Origin of the sequence: Acinetobacter sp. RIT698, from assembly GCF_009668065.1 — a bacterium.
Lineage (GTDB): Bacteria > Pseudomonadota > Gammaproteobacteria > Pseudomonadales > Moraxellaceae > Acinetobacter > Acinetobacter guillouiae.
Window position 1 is genome coordinate 13,390 of the sequence record NZ_WJYH01000023.1, and the last position, 17,715, is coordinate 31,104.

Annotated in this window: 16 protein-coding genes and 1 pseudogene; 2 read left to right on the top strand and 15 right to left on the bottom strand. The window is 40.6% G+C overall.

Annotation, left to right across the window (positions count from 1 at the left end):
* The 5 genes and pseudogenes from GJV03_RS11605 to GJV03_RS11625 all read right to left on the bottom strand — a co-directional run bounded on the left by GJV03_RS11605 (position 1) and on the right by GJV03_RS11625 (position 4,767).
* On the bottom strand, positions 1-279 hold the full coding sequence (locus GJV03_RS11605; protein ID WP_004718010.1) for a hypothetical protein: 279 nt from the start codon (positions 277-279) through the stop codon (positions 1-3).
* 108 nt (positions 280-387) lie between these two features.
* Positions 388-891: a DUF6586 family protein gene (locus tag GJV03_RS11610; protein ID WP_004718012.1), complete on the bottom strand. Its 504-nt coding sequence runs from the start codon at positions 889-891 to the stop codon at positions 388-390.
* A 222-nt stretch (positions 892-1,113) separates the two neighbouring features.
* Entirely contained in the window at positions 1,114-1,365 is a 252-nt protein-coding gene (locus tag GJV03_RS11615) for an RNA-binding protein (protein WP_004718014.1), read from the bottom strand.
* 200 nt (positions 1,366-1,565) lie between these two features.
* Positions 1,566-3,443 (bottom strand): annotated as a pseudogene (locus GJV03_RS11620) (ATP-dependent helicase); the annotation flags it as partial.
* Between the two features lie 187 nt (positions 3,444-3,630).
* On the bottom strand, positions 3,631-4,767 hold the full coding sequence (locus tag GJV03_RS11625) for a glycerate kinase (RefSeq protein WP_154130138.1): 1,137 nt from the start codon (positions 4,765-4,767) through the stop codon (positions 3,631-3,633).
* A 99-nt stretch (positions 4,768-4,866) separates the two neighbouring features.
* Between GJV03_RS11625 and GJV03_RS11630 the strand changes: the two genes are divergently transcribed.
* The gene (locus tag GJV03_RS11630; RefSeq protein ID WP_034611667.1) at positions 4,867-5,316 is read left to right on the top strand and encodes a carboxymuconolactone decarboxylase family protein; all 450 of its coding nucleotides are present in this window, start codon (positions 4,867-4,869) and stop codon (positions 5,314-5,316) included.
* Between the two features lie 187 nt (positions 5,317-5,503).
* On the opposite strand, the gene GJV03_RS11635 is transcribed toward GJV03_RS11630, so the two are convergent.
* From GJV03_RS11635 to GJV03_RS11655, 5 genes are all read right to left on the bottom strand, one after another.
* Complete coding sequence (locus tag GJV03_RS11635; protein WP_105713959.1) at positions 5,504-6,067, bottom strand: HdeD family acid-resistance protein; 564 nt, start codon at positions 6,065-6,067, stop codon at positions 5,504-5,506.
* 138 nt (positions 6,068-6,205) lie between these two features.
* On the bottom strand, positions 6,206-6,964 hold the full coding sequence (locus tag GJV03_RS11640; RefSeq protein WP_105713960.1) for a hypothetical protein: 759 nt from the start codon (positions 6,962-6,964) through the stop codon (positions 6,206-6,208).
* A gap of 70 nt (positions 6,965-7,034) precedes the next feature.
* Positions 7,035-9,677: a type I DNA topoisomerase gene (topA, locus tag GJV03_RS11645; protein WP_056516916.1), complete on the bottom strand. Its 2,643-nt coding sequence runs from the start codon at positions 9,675-9,677 to the stop codon at positions 7,035-7,037.
* A 26-nt stretch (positions 9,678-9,703) separates the two neighbouring features.
* Positions 9,704-10,153, bottom strand: coding sequence for an ammonium transporter (locus tag GJV03_RS11650; RefSeq protein ID WP_004718027.1), 450 nt, complete (start codon positions 10,151-10,153; stop codon positions 9,704-9,706).
* Between the two features lie 106 nt (positions 10,154-10,259).
* Positions 10,260-10,598 carry a helix-turn-helix domain-containing protein gene (locus GJV03_RS11655; RefSeq protein ID WP_105713962.1) on the bottom strand — a complete coding sequence of 113 codons (339 nt, stop codon included), beginning with the start codon at positions 10,596-10,598 and terminating at the stop codon, positions 10,260-10,262.
* Between the two features lie 148 nt (positions 10,599-10,746).
* Between GJV03_RS11655 and GJV03_RS11660 the strand changes: the two genes are divergently transcribed.
* Positions 10,747-11,493, top strand: a complete 747-nt coding sequence (locus GJV03_RS11660; protein WP_154130139.1) for an SDR family oxidoreductase — start codon at positions 10,747-10,749, stop codon at positions 11,491-11,493.
* A gap of 105 nt (positions 11,494-11,598) precedes the next feature.
* Here the strand turns inward: GJV03_RS11660 and GJV03_RS11665 are convergent, their stop codons facing one another.
* From GJV03_RS11665 to GJV03_RS11685, 5 genes are all read right to left on the bottom strand, one after another.
* The gene (locus GJV03_RS11665) at positions 11,599-12,636 is read right to left on the bottom strand and encodes a hypothetical protein (RefSeq protein ID WP_154130140.1); all 1,038 of its coding nucleotides are present in this window, start codon (positions 12,634-12,636) and stop codon (positions 11,599-11,601) included.
* 140 nt (positions 12,637-12,776) lie between these two features.
* On the bottom strand, positions 12,777-14,516 hold the full coding sequence (locus GJV03_RS11670; protein WP_154130141.1) for a biotin carboxylase N-terminal domain-containing protein: 1,740 nt from the start codon (positions 14,514-14,516) through the stop codon (positions 12,777-12,779).
* 1 nt (position 14,517) lies between these two features.
* On the bottom strand, positions 14,518-16,098 hold the full coding sequence (locus tag GJV03_RS11675; RefSeq protein WP_154130142.1) for an urea amidolyase family protein: 1,581 nt from the start codon (positions 16,096-16,098) through the stop codon (positions 14,518-14,520).
* A 19-nt stretch (positions 16,099-16,117) separates the two neighbouring features.
* Complete coding sequence (locus tag GJV03_RS11680) at positions 16,118-16,924, bottom strand: putative hydro-lyase (RefSeq protein ID WP_154130143.1); 807 nt, start codon at positions 16,922-16,924, stop codon at positions 16,118-16,120.
* Positions 16,925-16,943: 19 nt separating this feature from the next.
* Positions 16,944-17,702, bottom strand: coding sequence for a 5-oxoprolinase subunit PxpA (locus GJV03_RS11685; RefSeq protein WP_004718041.1), 759 nt, complete (start codon positions 17,700-17,702; stop codon positions 16,944-16,946).
* Between the last annotated feature and the right edge of the window lie 13 nt (positions 17,703-17,715).

Below are 17,715 nucleotides of genomic sequence, written 5' to 3' on the forward strand. Positions count from 1 at the left end.
CTAGCTCATAAATTTTGGTTGTTCATCAACAACTTCAGCGTGCCATTCATCTGCCTGTTTTTCAAGTAACGCAAATAATGCAGCCTGAATCATCTGTTGTGCAATCGCTGGCGTTTGATCACCCAGTAATGCTTTCACTTCTTCATTAAATTGAATAGTGACCAAGGGCTCTTTTTCAGAACCTGCATTACGCAGTGCCAGCTCCCCACTTTCGAGCTGTACCAACTCCAAAATAGCTTCCTGATTTCCAAATAACTCTTTTAACTGTTCGATAGACATAAATCCTCCATGCTCAACATGGGGCAAGGTGCTGAATGCACTTTGCATCTTGTAGATATTTTATATAGTCATTTAAAACAAAATTTCAAGTATATCTGATCAAAAAGATCAGAATTCAACCATTTCATTACGAAAACCATCAATAAGTTGCGATAAATCTCGGTGCCACTCTCTTAAAATCTTTGTATCAGGCAACCAAGCTTGTGGTGTTTGCGTCACTTTGATAATTAAGTTTGATGATGTTTCATCCTCTGGTTCTGGCGCACTTGGTTCAGGTGCATATTGACAAAGTCGATACGCTCTTTTGAGTTCAGCAATAAATCCTTCTTTGGCTAATTTTTGCATCACTAAAACTTCTGGTGAGACTTGTCCTTTAGCCGCCATATTTTCTTCGATTGACTTTAAGGTTGGGGAAAAATCATTTAAACGGTAATAACGTACCAACTCTTGCAGAAATGCTAAAACCGCGCCATGTAAATGAAATACTGCTGCTTCACGATGTGCTTGAGCTTGTTGAACATTTTCAGTTTGTTCTCCCTGCATACATGCAAGACGAGCAAAATAAAGTTTTTGATTGGTACGGTCTGCATGAAAGCGAGCTACACGTGACATGGAAGTTCCCTAAGATTTTGGCATTCTTTACAGTCTTAGCTTAATCTTTATTGAACAAAAATCACAATGAATTTTATCCATGTTGTATGTCAATAAAATAGATAGCGCTCGTTTTTGCAAGAATATCAATTTAAGTTTTTATTTTTATCATGGTTTGACGAGATTATTTAAATACTAAAATAAAAAAAAGGAGCAATAAATGCTCCTTAGACTATCTGCCAATTATGCTTCTGGCTTATCTTCCGCTGCTTTTACACGAATTCCATGACCATGTAAGCGCAAGGTATTTAAACCTTTAATCGCTTTAACTGCTTCTCTACCATGTGGCATTTCAACAAAAGCAAAACCTTTCGATTTACCTGTTGCCGCATCAAGTACTAGAGTACAAGTATCTACTGTACCGTATTGCTTAAATAACTCTAACAATTCAGCTTCAGTTACAGTACGTTCTAAATTACGAACTAAAATTTTCATCTCACAACCTTAAAATATAAACGAGGCAAAAAACATCAAAAAGCACTCGCCTACCTACTTTTTGAATGAAAAACGATTGCTATAGTTTAATCTAGATCTATACCAAAATCTAAATTAATCGCCCGACGCTCGATTAGGGCACTTTTTACAGTTTGCTCTCGCTGTCTATAGTGGGTTTCTGTGCTACATAAATTTCGAGTTAAATCATTGAGAAAATAACTTTCAATCTTACGACCTTGTTCATCTGTTTGCGTATGTGCCCAAAAACTTAAATTTTGTTTGGTTAGAATAAGTTCATTTTGAGCACGTGTTAAAGCCACATAAAGTACACGGCGCTCTTCTTCAACTTCATCGAAATTCCCTTGCGCACGTGCATTTGGGTACTGTCCAGCAGAGACATTTGCCACATAGCAAACCTTTTGTTCTGTACCTTTAGCAGAATGGATGGTAATTAAAGTCACCACATCATCTTGCGACTGACGCTCAATTTCACTGATTGAAACAGGGTCAAGTACATATTCTTCTAAGAACTCGCTCAGTTGGGTATGTTTAGACGCCAGTTGCTTGACCAGATCAAAATCACCCACTCGTTTATGCCAATCTTTTTTGGCATAGTTTTCTTCAAGTTGGTTAAGAATAGCCTCTACACCGAGTTTTACACAGGCTTCAACTTCGGTTTTTAATACACTCATTTGCTTCATGATCAGCAATGTATTGTCAGGAATGCGCCCAAACTTCTCTAATTTTTCTGTAATTTTCTCAATATCTGCATCCAGTAAGAGCTGTTGCGCCAGCTTACTCGCACCGACGTCGCCCACGCCATTCCATAAGGTTAAAAACCGCATCCACGCAATATCATCCAATGGGTTAGCAATAACACGCAATAAACTCAATAAGTCTTTGACATGCGCTGTTTCAAGCAACTTCATCCCTCCAATAAATCGGTAGGGAACATTGGCTTGGATAAAAGCAGCCTCAATATGTCTTGCCGCAAAGGCTGAGCGCACCAACACCATATGGTCATGCCAAGCTGAACCTTCCAATAAATGCCGCTCTTTGATGTCGATCGCGATCCATTTTGCTTCATCAAACTCATTTGGAAAAACATGCATTCGCGGTTTAATACCATCACCACGATAAGCTTCCAGTTTTTTATCGTAATGAATCGAACTTTGATCGAGTAACCAGTTGGAAAAATCTAAAATTTCTTGAGTAGAACGATAATTTTTTTCTAATTTGAAAATCTCTGCATCTGGCACACGCTCTTTAAAATGGTGGATATTTTCAAAATCCGCACCACGAAAACCATAAATCGACTGTGCATCGTCCCCCACGCAGAACAGTGATGTTTTATCTTTTAATGGTTCAAGAATTGCCCACTGCAAAGGATTGGTATCTTGCATTTCATCAACTAGCATGTACTGGCATAAGCCCGCAACATAATCCGCTAAACCATCGGACTGCGCCAAAGCAGATGCAACCACGGCGAGAATATCATCGTAATCTAGAAAACTACGTGCCCGCTTACGGATTTCGTACTCTTTCATGATTTCAGCGATTTGCTCTTTATCGTCTAAAAACTCAGGCAGTTGCTTTTCTAAAGCCAAACTTAGTTTTTGCCGAGTATTGCGTGCAAAGGAATATAAATCACAAAGCTGTTGTGGTTTAGGTAAGGCGTTGGGATTCTTTTTATCATCCTTTCCACGAATCAAACGGAACAACATCAATTGATCATCACGATCTATGATCGAAAATTGATCTAATCCAAAAGCTTTTGGCACACGTCTAAGTAAATACATGCAAAAGGTATGAAATGTAGATGCGCGTAACCCTTTGGCCTGATCACCTAAAGCAAGCTCTACCCGCGCCACAATCTCGCTGGCAGAACGGCGGGTAAATGTCAAAATTTGGATTTGATTGGCAGGAATGCCTTGATCAATGAGATATGCAGCTCGTGCCACAATGGTTTTGGTTTTGCCACAACCTGCCCCAGCAAGAACTAGACTATGTTTTGTTTCAGTCGTAGCAGCTTGTTTTTGTTGAGGGTTTAATTCATTAATCAGGTTGGCTAAACTCATTTTCACTCATCATTTTATGGATGGCTGCTAGTTTAGCAGAGCTATAGTGAAATTATGCATTTTAACCCAAGAATCAAGTCGTGAATTGACGCTTAAGTCAGGACATACCAATGAAGAAAAACTCAAGACAATAAAATTTATCGTCCCTAGCAGAGATTAAAGGAGGACTTTTACAATAAAAACCGCCTTATAGTCTTAACAACCGTGCCACACTCTCACAACAGCGTTCTAAATTTTGCTCACCATGCTTTAATGCTGTTGCTAAATCACATGCACCATCAACAATACCAAAAATTGCACTAAAGCCTTCTGCATAAAGCTCATCGACGCCTTCACCGATATGCCCTGCAAAAGCAATCACAGGTTTATTCAACTGCTTGGCAACTTGCGCTACCCCAAAAGGTGTTTTGCCAAACTTGGTTTGAAAATCAATACCGCCCTCACCAGTAAACACATAATCCGCTTGTGCAATTTTATCCTCAAGTTGGGTTTCTTTAATCACTATTTCTACACCAGAGCGTATTTTTGCTCCTGTAAAAGCCATAAGTCCGAAACCCAAACCGCCTGCAGCACCAGCACCCTGTACATTTGCAACATCAACATTCAACTGTTGTTTCACCAACGCAGCAAAATGATCAAGATTTTGATCTAAGATCCCAACCATCTCAGCCGTTGCTCCTTTCTGTGGCGCAAAAATAAAAGAAGCACCATTTGGACCACATAATGGATTGTTTACATCACTGGCAATAATAATTTCAGTTGCTTTTAAACGCGCATCGAGTTGTGAAATATCAATGCTTTTGATCTGCTGAAGCTGCCCACCACCCACGTCTACAGAATGGTTATTCTCATCTAAAAATTTTGCCCCTAAAGCCTGTGCCATCCCGGCACCAGCATCATTGGTGACACTACCACCCAGGCCAATAATGATTTTACCAACACCCAAATCCAAAGCGGCTTTGATCATTTCGCCTGTACCCAGAGTTGACGTCACTAAAGGATTGCGTTGAGACTTTTCGATCAGGTGAATACCATTTGCCAGCGCCATTTCTATAACAGCCGTCTGACCACCATCAATTAATCCCCAATAGGTCGATATTCGTTGCTGAGCCAATGGACCAGTGACCTCAACATATACTTTACGACCACTTCGTGCAGCGACCAAAGCATCGACTGTTCCCTCACCACCATCTGCCATAGGTACATGAATAAACTGTGCATCAGCAATGACTTTTTCAATACCACGTTGCATTGCAAAACAAGCTTGTTCGGCTGTCATGCTTTCTTTAAATGAGTCAGGCGCGAGAACAAAAACTTTAGACATGAGCAAATGCATTTCGATGAGATTCAAAAAATAACATAACGATTTTTCGAGTATAGATAAACTAATAAATTCATAATTAAGACTAAAGAAATGACAACTATGCAACGTGTAAACCTTGGTAAAACCGCCCCAGAACTATATAAAACGGTCATCGAACTTGAAAATTTATCTATGCAAAAAGTTCAGCAAGCTGGGCTTGATGTTGGATTCTCTCATTTGCTCAAATTAAGAGCCTCGCAAATTAACCAATGTGCTTTCTGTGTTCGTATGCATACCCAAGATGCAATTAAAGCGGGCGAGTCAACTGATCGTATTGCGTTGATTAGTGCTTGGCGTGAAAGTGAATACTTTACTGAAAAAGAACGTGCGGCTTTAATTTTAATTGAAGAGATTACTTTAATTGCCAATCAACATTTTCCAGATAGCGCTTATGAACAAGCTGCACAGCATTTATCCAGTGATGAAATCACGGCGATTGAATGGGTTGCGATTGTGATCAACACATGGAACCGTATCGCCATTTCCAGCCAGTATAAAGTCGCGAAATAAGCTGAGTTTCAACACTTAAATCATTTATCTAGGTAACACCTCGCTTTTCAGAAATGTTAATTGAGATAAGATTTAACTGAATACTGCTCTAGTTGCATAAATATTTACGCCAAAATGCAAAACGCCTGATCTCATTGATCAGGCGTTTTGTTAAATGCACATATGATTTCAAACATTAAGTAAAACCTTAATGGCTCGCGGGTGGGATTTGTTTAATTGCTACAGCAAAGGTGAGATAGTTGACCCCTTGGAATAAAATATCCACACCTAAAAATAATCCGAGTACCCAAAAAGGAGAATCTGGTGATGCCAGAATAATTGCACCTGTTGCCAAGGTTAAAAGCCCTGAAAATAATGTCCACCCCCATCCAGACATTGGTTTCAACATAAATGCATTAAAAATACGAATAAAACCGCCAATCAATAAAGCAATTGCCAGTAAATTGGTTAATACCACTGCAGTGGTAATCGGAGATTTAAATGCATAATAACCCGCTGCGATATACAACACACCAAACAACGCCCAAAGCCAGCGGAAGCCACCATCAAAAATTTTAAATGCTGCAATCAGGTGTAAAACCCCACCGATCATCATTAAAGCACCAAACAATGCAACAACCGTCAATGTTGCCATACCCAGTGAAGCCAATAGCACTAATCCAAAGATCACCAATAAAGCTCCAAGCAGAAGATACCATTTACGGTTTTCATGGAGTTGATGACGAACTAAATCATTTCCTACAGTACGCATAATTCTTCTCTTGGTTGTTATTCATTCATTTTATTGTTGATCTAATTCAGGTATTTGTCTGTATAAAATCTGCATCTATACCAGAATAAAGCTTTGTTTGAGCAGAATCTAAGCGATAAAACAGCACAGCTCTATATGCTACTTCACCCAACCCATTTCTTGTGCAGTGAGTCGACTGATCATGGTATCCTCTAGATTTTCAGGTGTTTTGCTTTTACTTTCTGAAAGCGCAATATAGCCGCCCATAATTTCTGCACGCTGCTGCGGATAACGTGGTTGTTGCTCAGGATTGGCATAGCCCATCGGATAGAGTGGCTGCCCTGTTGTAAAATCATATTTGTCTTTTGCACCAAAGGTATGCAATAACTCATGTACAAGAACGACTTTATTGCTCGAACTTTGCTTCCGTGATGCAAATAGATTTACAGAGCCAATACGCCCACGCTCCAATGCAGTGGAGTGCTTCAATATTTTCTGCAACTTGGGATCATAATAATTTAAATACAGGGTCACCGATGGTGAGCCATCTTCGCCTTGATGCTGTTTCCATGCATAAAATCTAAATTTTAAACTCCACAAAACTGTATCCAAGATACGGCCTGATTCTGGAAACTTAGGTGGCAAGGTATTTAACTCACGTCCAAGCTGAAAATGAAATGAAATCGGTTGCCCACGAAATACTTGAGACTGTAAACCTAAATAATGTTCAATTTCCTCAAGATCATCTGTTGAAATTTGCTGAATATAGGCTGCTGTGGAGCGTTGACCATCTGCATTGATAGGATGTAATAAAACAACGATTGGCTTGCTCCAATCTTGGTTCATATCACGCCATGCGTTCACTGCAACAATCAGCAGAATGACCAGTAAAATACCAACTCGAATCTTTTTCCACATTGAATATATTCTCAATTTTTAATCGCAATAAAAATGCTGACCTAGGCCAGCATTTTTAAATATTTATGGATTAAGCTTCTACCCATTTCCCATCTTGGTAGACCAAAGACCATTTGGTTTGTTTACCTTCTGGGGTTTCTGAACCAATATATTGCGCTTGGTTTTTACGGCTAAACTTAACCAATGTTGGATTACCATCTGGATCTTGATCAGGTGCTTGCAAGATAAACTGATACTTAGGATCAAGTTGATCTGCAACTGAACGTAACTCCGCAACCTTCGGTGCACGTGTTTCGCGTACTTTAGGGAATTTGCTTGCCGCCAAGAATAAACCCGCTGCTCCATCACGTAGAACAAAGTAATCATCATGTTTGACTGAACGTAAATGTTCCATTTTGATTGGGTCGACACGAGGTGGCGCTGGCTGACCATTTTTCAAAACTTTACGGGTATTGTCACAACTCATACAAGCGAAATATGGACCAAAACGACCCGTTTTCAACTGCATCTCGCCATCACATTTATCACATGGAATGGTTGGACCATCATAACCCTTGATTTTGAACTCGCCTTCTTCCAGCTCGTAACCATCACAATCCGGGTTATTTCCACAAATATGTAACTTGCGACCACCATCAATCACATAGCTGTCCATTGCAGTACCACATACTGGACAACGTTTTTTCGACATTAAGTCAGCAGTTTCAGCACTGTCATCATCAGAAAGTATAGCCAACGACTCAACTGGTGTTAAATTCAATGTCCCTTTACAGCGTTCTTTTGGTGGCAAATTATAACCAGAACAACCAAGGAAGACACCCGTCGTCCCTGTACGAATCTGCATCGGGCGTTCACATTCTTTACAGTGAACAGCTTCAACTTCTACAGGTTGATTACGACGCATGCCGTTTTCGCCCTGTGCTGTGGTTAAACGCTTTTTAAAATCACCGTAGAAACTATCTAACAGCTCTTTCCAATTACGTTCACCATCTGCAACTTTATCCAATTGACCTTCCAAATCTGCAGTAAATGCATAATTCATCAGGTTATTAAAATTCTCGTCTAGACGATCGGTAACAATTTCACCCATCTTCTCTGCAAAAAGACGGCGATTGTCGAGTTTGACATAACCACGATCTTGAATCGTCGAAATAATCGCAGCATAAGTCGATGGACGACCGATTCCACGTTTTTCCAATTCTTTTACTAAAGATGCTTCAGTAAAACGTGCAGGTGGTTTAGTAAAGTGTTGAGAAGGATCAAGTTTCTCAAGTTTGAGAATTTCACCCACTTTGACTGCAGGTAATAAAACATCATCATCAGACTTGTTCTGACCACGCACTTTGGTAAAACCATCAAAAACTAAAGTACGACCTTTGGCTTTGAGTTCTACACCATTCGCATCAACCAAAATCGTTGAGGATAAATACTCTGCTGGAGTCATTTGACATGCAACAAATTGACGCCAGATCAAATCATATAAACGTTGTGCATCACGCTCAACACCCGCCAAACTATCGCCTTTTAAGGCAACATTGGAAGGACGAATCGCTTCATGGGCTTCTTGCGCATTGGCTTTATTCCCATAACGATTTGCTTTAGCAGGTAAGTACTTTGCACCAAATTCAGTTTCAATATGATTACGCACCATACTGACAGCATCATCACTCAAGAATGTTGAGTCAGTACGCATATAAGTAATAAAACCAGCTTCATATAAACGCTGTGCAAGCATCATGGTTTTCTTTACAGAGAAACCTAAACGAGTACTTGCAGCTTGTTGCAAGGTTGAAGTGATATAAGGCGCACTTGGATTGACCTTCGTTGGCTTATCTTCACGTGTTGCAACTTTATATTCAGCATCTTTTAAAATGTTCAATAAAGCATCTGTTTGCGCTTTATTTTGTAATTTTAATGTTTTGCCGCCTTGTTTGACTGCTTCTAAACGGATTTCATCTTTTGCAGAATGAGTGTCTGCAAAAACTTGCCAGTATTCTTCAGGAATAAAGGCACGAATCTCACGCTCACGCTCGACCACCAATTTTACTGCAACCGACTGTACACGCCCTGCAGAGAGGCCACGCGCAATCTTTTCCCACAGCAGTGGTGAAACCATGAAGCCCACCACGCGGTCGAGAAAACGACGAGCCTGTTGCGCATTCACACGGTTTAAATCTAGACGTGTAGGTTGTTTAAATGCTTCTTGAATGGCATTTTTGGTAATCTCGTTAAAGACCACACGATGGTAACGGCTATCATCACCACCAATCACTTCTCTTAAATGCCACGCAATCGCTTCTCCTTCTCTATCCAAATCCGTTGCGAGATAGATTTCATCTGCATCTTTGGCTAGTTTTTTGAGTTCAGCGACCACATGTTCTTTGCCTGGAAGCACTTCATACTTGGCTTTCCAGCCATGCTCAGGATCGACACCCATACGATTGACTAAAGCGGATTGTGCTTTTTCAGCCTTCTGTTCATCCGTCAACTTGGTACGCGTTGCAGGCTTTTTTTCTGTCGATTTACTTGAACCACCTGTAGGTAAATCACGAACATGACCTACCGAAGACTTCACAATGTAATTTGAGCCTAAATATTTATTAATCGTTTTCGCTTTTGCAGGCGACTCCACAATCACTAATGCACGTTTTTTCCCAGCATCAGGAGAATTTGCTGTTGTGCTTTTGGATGTGGACCGAGGAGCGTTCGCCATAATAAACCACTGTTCCTATTATTAAGTTAAATTTCAGCCAATTTAAGTAAATATGCCTTCATATCATCAAGCTGTGTTGCTCTGAGGTCAGATTCTTCATCCCAATAAAGCCCTACACAGTTGGCCTGCATATCAATAGCATAAATCCCTTTTAATGCAATGGGAAAATCTTTAAATTTCTCATCACCGAGGACCACTTGAAGCTTTTGCTCTTCTACACGGGCGCGCATCAAAGCTAAGCGTGCATCTGGAATCAGTACACTATAATAAGCCACCATACTCGCACGAGACTCTGTTGCCATCGGGATTTTCGTCCACTCTGGTGCAGCCACTAAACGCGGGTGTAAGCCCATCTTGCGTGCTTTCTCTCGCATTAAACCTAATGCTTTTTCTCTAGGGCTTACGCGTAAGCCAAAAATTGAGCCCAATACAAAAACAATAATAACGAGCGCAACCCAAAGACCAGTGTGTTCCATAGTTCACCTTTTAATTCCTATATTAGAGTTGCATAAGCTGAATATAAAACGCAAGTTTAAAATTAAAATTACCGCCAATTACTGATTTTGAGGTCAGTTTAATTTCTTATTTTTCATTTATATTTTTTTCATAAAGCTCCATCCAGCTTCCCAATGACTGAATAGCGCTTTGCAGCGTTTGTCCTAATTCGGTAATTTGATATTCCACTCTAGGCGGTACTTCTGGGTAAATCTGCTTGGTTATAAGTTGGTGTTGCTCCAGCAGTTTTAAATGTTTCGACAACTCTTTTTGTGGAATCGGCGCTAAAGCCTTTTGTAATTGGCTAAATCGAACAGGATGTTTTGCTTCAATAAGATGATAGACAATTGGCAATACCCATTTTCCCGAAAATAATCCAACAAATCGCATAATCGAACAATTTTGCTCATATTGCAGTGTTGTCATTTTCCCACCTTACATAAAGCTACATTTTATAGCCTTTGAGTTTAGCCTATTTCAAACCAAACAACGACTAAGTCACCAATTGGTAAGTACTTACTTTGACAAATAAATTTTCACAATATAAGAGTTTGTAGACATTTTAGTGAAAAACATGCGATTAAAGAATAAAACGGTTTTAATTACTGGCGCAACCAGTGGAATCGGTTTTGCAGCAGCACAACGTGCAATAGAAGAAGGTGCTTTTGTTGTGTTTACTGGCCGAAATTCAGATCAAATTGTACAAACGCAAGTGCAATTCGGCAGCCAAAGTTTGGGCATCCAATGTGATCACTCAAGCTTAGTATCACAAGATCATTTCATTGAGAAAATGCAAGAATTATCCATTAAATTCGATGTGATTTATATCAATGCAGGCAATGTTAGCCATGAAGCATTTGGACAATGGACCGTTGAACAATTCGATGCGATTTTCGATACCAATGTAAAAGGTCCATTTTTTCTGATACAAAGCTTACTTCCAATGATCAAGCCCCATGCTTCAGTGATTTTATGTGGTTCGACCAGTATTCATATTGCCTTAGAGAAAAGTAGCGTTTATGCTGCCTCAAAAATCGCCTTGCGTTCTTTGGTTAAGACCTTATCTAGAGAACTTTTAGCCCAGCAAATACGATTTAACTTACTTTCACCGGGACCAACCTTAACCCCTGCCCTCAACAAAGTTGCGAGTACACCCGCTGAAGTTGAACAGCTCAAAGCCAGTATTGAAAATCTTGTGCCAATTCAAAGGTTGGCGGATCCAGTCGAAATTGCCAATGCCTTTATTTATCTTGCTTCTGATGAAGCTAAATTTATTGTCGGTAGCGAACTCTTGGTCGATGGTGGCGTAGCAAATTTATAAGCATAAGCAAAGTTATAAAACTATAGTGTATGGCTTAATAAAAAAGCGCTAAATATTCAAATCTAAGCGCTTTTTTATATTGCTCTGAGCAGCTTAAAAATCGCCCTAATTTAAATACATTTCATGGCTATAAACAACTTCATGACCATTCCAATAAATATAGCCTTTTTCAATCAATTCTTTAAGCAATAAACGGATATCAGATTTTGGAAACATTTGCTCCAATAAATCACGCAACTCATAAATATCTTTAGGTTTATCGGTTTTTAAATTATTCAATTTATGAATAACTTCAATTTGCACTGGATCTATTTTTGCAAAGTTTTTAAACAAAACCTGATGTACTGCACCCACAGAGTCTTGCTGATCCATTTCCTGTAACACCTGATCTGAATCAACACGTAATTTTTCTAAAATTTGATCAATTTTTTCAAGTTTGATATTGGGTTGTGCTGCGGATTCAGTCTCAACTGGGTGTGCTAAAACAGGCTTGTCGATGTCAAGACTTGTCCATTGTTTCAAGACTTTTTTACGATAAGCCACCTGATCATCAAAGCGTTTGACAATTTTTAAATTGATTAACATGCCAACCAGATGCTGAGCTTTTTCTGGCACAACTTGTAAAATATTCACAATAGAATTCTTTAATTTTTCAATGGTATTCGGTTTGCCTGTCATCTCTCCCAAGGCATCGCAATACTTTTTAACCATTTGCAAATACGGCTTATTTTGAATGGTTTGTAGACTAGGTATCGAGTACTTGTTGCGTTGACGTTCCAACGTTGATTCGACTTGAATAAAACTACACGCTAGATCAGCACTACGCATCAGATCCAACAATAAGGAACAACTTGGCATCGCAGAAATGACCTCAATCTGCATCTCTGGCTCTAATAATGCCAATAATTGCCCCACCACAACTGCATATTCATATTCTTTTTCAGATGCATTCGGTACTTCTAAAATCACCACTTGACCACTGCTCACCCAGCTTGAAAATTCAGTTAAATCTTCCAGTGAGTACTGGAATTGTCCCGTACAATTGAAAAGATAAAGTGTTGGGTAATGTTCAATAATCTCCCGCAGCATTTTGGCTGTAGGCATATTATTTTCAAGATCGAGAAGAACAGCTTTATTCGGCATGGTCAAAAAGTTTGCTACTGAACAGTGGCAAGCATTACAACCAGCTTTCAACAAAAGGTCAAATAAAATTGGAAATTTAATCCTAAATTCCCAATTCCATCTGACTTAAATGTATAAGTTTTAGATTTTAAAGATAAATATTATTGGATGGTTGCAATCACTTGATCAGCCTGACACGTGCTCCCGACTTCTTTCAGCAATTCAATTTGACCACTTTGATGTGCCAAAACTTGAACTTCCATTTTCATGGCTTCCATAATTGCCACAACTTGCCCTGCACTCACTTGCTCTCCGGTTTGGACTTTCCATGCAATGATGGCCCCGTTAATAGGCGCTTGTAAGTGCTCAGGTTGAAGTGCTAACTCTGTGCTTTGCACTGGTTGTTGCTCCACCTGAACTGTACCTTGAGCAAACATTCCTGCAGGTAGGCCTAGACGGTGTAATTTCCCATCAATTTCGATATAGCTTAAAACCATCGTTTGTTGATGCTGAGGAATCGCACGTCGAGTTGATTTTAAGTCTTGTTTAAAGTCATTTTCAATCCAGCGCGTATGGACTTTAAATTCGTCGGTAAAATCAGGTTCATTCAGCACGGCACGATGAAAATCTAAAACTGAAGCCACCCCCTCAATTTTAAACTGCTTTAAAGCGCGTTTTGCGCGGCGTATTGCGATTTCACGCGTTTCCCCCGTCACAATCAGCTTTGCCATTAAAGAATCGAAATGGCTGGAAACCAGAGAACCTGTGCGCACGCCAGTATCGACACGCACACCATGACCGAAAGGTGCTTCAAATAAACTTAGTGTACCAAATGCTGGAATAAAACCACGACTAGGGTCTTCTGCATTGATACGAAACTCAATGGCATGACCTTGTGCTTTAGGGGTTTCTTTGATCGATAATTCTTCGCCCAAAGCCACCTGAATTTGCTCAACCACCAAATCAACTCGTGCTGTTTCTTCGGTCACGGGATGTTCAACTTGCAACCGCGTATTGACTTCTAAAAATGATAGCGTCCCGTTTTGGCTCAATAAATACTCGACTGTCCCTGCTCCAACATACTGAGCAGCCTGACAAATATTTTTTGCTGAAGTTAAAATCTCTTGGTAAATCTCATCACTGATAAATGGTGCTGGAGATTCCTCAACTAATTTTTGATTGCGGCGCTGTAAAGAACAATCGCGCGTACCTAAGACCACCACATTCCCATGCAAGTCGGCAATCACTTGCGCTTCCACATGACGAGGATTGTCTAAGTACTGCTCAACAAAGCATTCGCCACGACCAAAGGCCGCTTTTGCTTCACGGACAGCAGAGTCATAGAGTTCTTTCACTTCTTCAAGCTTCCAAACCACTTTTAAACCACGACCACCACCACCAAATGCCGCTTTAATTGCAATAGGCAAGCCATATTGTTTTGCAAAGGCTAAAGCCTCATCTGCATTATTCAATGGGTCTTGTGTGCCTTGTACCAAAGGAGCACCCACTGAAGCAGCGATTTTACGTGCTTCAATTTTATCACCCAACTTGGTAATTGCTTCAGGAGATGGGCCTACCCACTTCAAGCCTGCATCAATCACAGCTTGTGCAAATTCAGCCCGTTCCGATAAAAAACCATAACCAGGATGCACCATGGTGGCTTTTGATTTTTTAGCAATATCAATAATGGCATCAATATTTAAATAGGTTTCTTTTGCGGTTGCGCCAACCAACCCCCATGCTTCATCTGCAAGTTCGACATGTAAACTGCCGATATCGTCATCTGCATACATTGCCACAGAAGCAATGCCCATATCACGACAAGCATGGATAATACGCACAGCAATTTCACCACGATTGGCAATCAATAATTTTTCATTTACATATTTTTGCTGGTTCATCTTAGTTCTCGATATCTACAAATTCGGCGATTTTTCTAAATTTGATATGGCAATCCGCAGGTATTTGTGCCACCAAATCCCAATGATGCTTGGCAACAGAAGCAATCACAGGATAACCACCTGTTAATGGGTGATCATTCATAAACAATACAGGTTGACCATTGGGTGGAATCTGCAAAGCACCAATACATGTGCCTTCGCTTTCCAATTCATGGCAAATCTTATGTGTTAAGGGCGCTTTCCCAGATAAACGTAATCCCACTCGATTACTTTCATTGGTGACTAACCATGCTTGATTGCACAATTTTTCAATACTGCTTTGCTCAAACCAATCCGTTCGAGGTCCCATCACAATATCAAGTTCAATCGTATCGCCAAGGGACGGGAGATTGGATTTTGGCACTTCGTTGATGCTGATATTGGATGGGACGACTTGACCTTGGTAAATGACATCACCCGTTTTTAAAGGGGCTGGACCAAGAATGGCTAAACTGTCAAAAGAACAGCTATTTAAAATGGGTTGAATATCCAAACCACCACGAACCGCAAGATAATTGCGTAACCCTGCGCTCGGCGTTTGAATTTGAAATTCATCTCCCTCATCCAGTGCAATCGCCTGATAGCTGTCAAAATCTGCTTTTTGACCATCTGCAAATTTCACATGGATATTGGAAATTGCACCTGCCACGCTAATGACAGCTGAATTTTGCATGACTGCTTTTAAACCGCCATTTAGCACCTCAATCACAGGCGTATCCGTTGGATTCCCCACGATTCGATTGGCACAATGCATCGAAGCGACATCCATCGCCCCTGCTGTACCCACACCGATATTGCTGTGCTGAAAACGGCCTTCATCTTGAATCGAAACTTGCAAGCCAGATGCCGTGATTTTGAATAGGGGGTGTTTTAAAATTAAATCTTGTCGTGGCGTGATTTGCTTGGGCACATCCACAGATACAGGATGATGGGTTACATCCTCAAAATGCACCCGCATTCCTGGTCGTAAAAGCGCAGGATTTTGACGCTCCAAATCCCACATTTTTTCTGACGTTGTTCCAATCAATTGCCAGCCACCCGGACTATCTTTTGGGTAGATACCCGAGTATTGCCCAGCAAGCCCAAGTGAACCTGATGGAATTTTTTTACGTGGTGTTTTTAGACGAGGAATATCTGTAAAGGGCTGATCAAGGCTACTCATATAAGCAAAACCTGGAGCAAAGCCAATAAACGCAACGTCCCAAGTGCTTTGATGATGTTTTAATATCAGATCGGCTATAGAGAGGCCTTGAAGTTCCGCCACTTGTGCTAAATCTTCACCATCGTAACGAATCGGAATAATCACTTCCTGCGTATTTCGATCAAAGCCTGAATCAAGCTTTAAAGTACCAATCAAAACACTCAAGGTTTTAAAGTCAGTCTTGATTTCGTTAAAACAAATCAAAATTGTTTTTGCAGCAGGAATTAAATCTTTGATTCCATTCAAGTGTAAATTTTGCAATTTACTGTATAACGCCAAAGTCTCTTCTAAACTAGAAAGTTCAATCAAGAAACTGTCGGAATTTACCGATAAAAATCGCATTTACTGATCCTTTCTTGTCTTAACGCATCCATGCACGATCAGGTATGTCTGTAATCAACATATGTCCTGGTGCATGGCTAATGGCAAATGGGATTTTCGAGTTCATGATTGCAGCTTGAGGCGTTACACCACATGCCCAAAATACTGGAATTTCACCCTGTTCAATACGTGAGGCATCACCAAAATCTGGCTGATTGATATCGCGTATGCCCAAACTTTCAGGATGACCAATATGTACGGGAGCGCCATGAACACTCGGCATACGTGCCGTAATTTTTACAGCCTCAGCTATTTGATGGGCAGGAATGGGGCGCATAGAAACCACCATATTTCCTGAAATACGTCCAGCAGAAAGGCATTCGATATTACTCAAATACATCGGTACATTGGTCTTGTCATGGATATGACGCACTTCAATCCCCGCTTCTTGCAAAGCTGTTTCAAAGGAGAAACTACAGCCAATTAAAAAGGTCACTAAATCAGGATGCGCGTTATAAAGCTCACTCGCATCCGTGAGCTCATCGACCATTTCACCGTCTTTCCAAACACGATATCGTGGAAAATCAGTACGAATGTCTGAGTCAGTAGCCAATCGAGAGTGGTATACGCCTTCTTCCAAAACATCTAATACAGGACAGCTTTGCGGATTACGCTGTGCGTACAACAAGAAATCATATGCCCAGTCTTTAGGTACAGAAATCATATTCACTTGCGTCATCCCAGCAGCCATTCCTGCTGTAGGTTGATCAAAACCTGCACGAATTTGTTGTCGCGCATCCAATGCAGCTTTTAGCTGAGCTGGATCGACTTTAATCTCTTTAAACATGTGTCTTGTCCTTATTGTTTTATGCACAAAATGAACGAACTTGAATGTCGTTTGTTAACAGCTCAGCTTTAATCGCTGCGGACATTTCTAGTGCACCTGCGGTATCACCATGCAAACAAATCGTATCGGCTTGAATTGGGGTAAATACGCCATCAATTGACTCAACTCCACCATTTTTCAACATCGCAACCACACGTTTTGCTACAAACTCAGCATCATGCAAAACAGCACCTTCCAAACGGCGTGAAACCAGTGAGCCATCGCGGTTATAAGCACGATCAGCAAAGGCTTCTGAAACCACTTTTAGACCTGCCTGACGTGCTTGTGCAACCAAATTTGACCCAGCCAAAGCAACCAGTACCAATGCAGGGTTATACATTTTAATAGCTTCAATCACAGCTTCGGCTTGTACAGAATCTTTGGCAATGGTGTTATACAATGCCCCATGCGGCTTGACATATTGCACTTTTGAACCAGCAACTTTTGCCAAACCATCAAGTGCCGAAATTTGATAGAGCACATCTGCAATCAGCTCGTCTTGAGACAAATCCATATTACGGCGACCAAAACCAACCAAATCTGGGTAGGAAACATGCGCACCAATCGTGACATCTAATTTCACTGCTTGTTGAAGCGTCTTCAATATTCCCAACGGGTCACCTGCATGAAAGCCACAGGCAATATTGGCGCTACTGACAACAGGTAAAATTTGCTCATCATTGCCCATTTTCCACGAGCCAAAACTTTCACCCAAGTCACTATTTAAATCGACATACATTGTGATCATTCCT

Coding starts and splice junctions, on each gene's coding strand:
- GJV03_RS11640 (WP_105713960.1), bottom strand. CDS start 6,964: ATGTGGAAAAAGATTCGAGTTGGTATTTTACTGGTCATTCTGCTGATT.
- GJV03_RS11665 (WP_154130140.1), bottom strand. CDS start 12,636: ATGCCGAATAAAGCTGTTCTTCTCGATCTTGAAAATAATATGCCTACA.
- GJV03_RS11660 (WP_154130139.1), top strand. CDS start 10,747: ATGCGATTAAAGAATAAAACGGTTTTAATTACTGGCGCAACCAGTGGA.
- GJV03_RS11680 (WP_154130143.1), bottom strand. CDS start 16,924: ATGTTTAAAGAGATTAAAGTCGATCCAGCTCAGCTAAAAGCTGCATTG.
- GJV03_RS11675 (WP_154130142.1), bottom strand. CDS start 16,098: ATGCGATTTTTATCGGTAAATTCCGACAGTTTCTTGATTGAACTTTCT.
- GJV03_RS11635 (WP_105713959.1), bottom strand. CDS start 6,067: ATGCGTACTGTAGGAAATGATTTAGTTCGTCATCAACTCCATGAAAAC.
- GJV03_RS11630 (WP_034611667.1), top strand. CDS start 4,867: ATGCAACGTGTAAACCTTGGTAAAACCGCCCCAGAACTATATAAAACG.
- GJV03_RS11610 (WP_004718012.1), bottom strand. CDS start 891: ATGTCACGTGTAGCTCGCTTTCATGCAGACCGTACCAATCAAAAACTT.
- GJV03_RS11685 (WP_004718041.1), bottom strand. CDS start 17,702: ATGTATGTCGATTTAAATAGTGACTTGGGTGAAAGTTTTGGCTCGTGG.
- GJV03_RS11605 (WP_004718010.1), bottom strand. CDS start 279: ATGTCTATCGAACAGTTAAAAGAGTTATTTGGAAATCAGGAAGCTATT.
- GJV03_RS11625 (WP_154130138.1), bottom strand. CDS start 4,767: ATGTCTAAAGTTTTTGTTCTCGCGCCTGACTCATTTAAAGAAAGCATG.
- GJV03_RS11670 (WP_154130141.1), bottom strand. CDS start 14,516: ATGAACCAGCAAAAATATGTAAATGAAAAATTATTGATTGCCAATCGT.
- topA (WP_056516916.1), bottom strand. CDS start 9,677: ATGGCGAACGCTCCTCGGTCCACATCCAAAAGCACAACAGCAAATTCT.
- GJV03_RS11655 (WP_105713962.1), bottom strand. CDS start 10,598: ATGACAACACTGCAATATGAGCAAAATTGTTCGATTATGCGATTTGTT.
- GJV03_RS11650 (WP_004718027.1), bottom strand. CDS start 10,153: ATGGAACACACTGGTCTTTGGGTTGCGCTCGTTATTATTGTTTTTGTA.
- GJV03_RS11615 (WP_004718014.1), bottom strand. CDS start 1,365: ATGAAAATTTTAGTTCGTAATTTAGAACGTACTGTAACTGAAGCTGAA.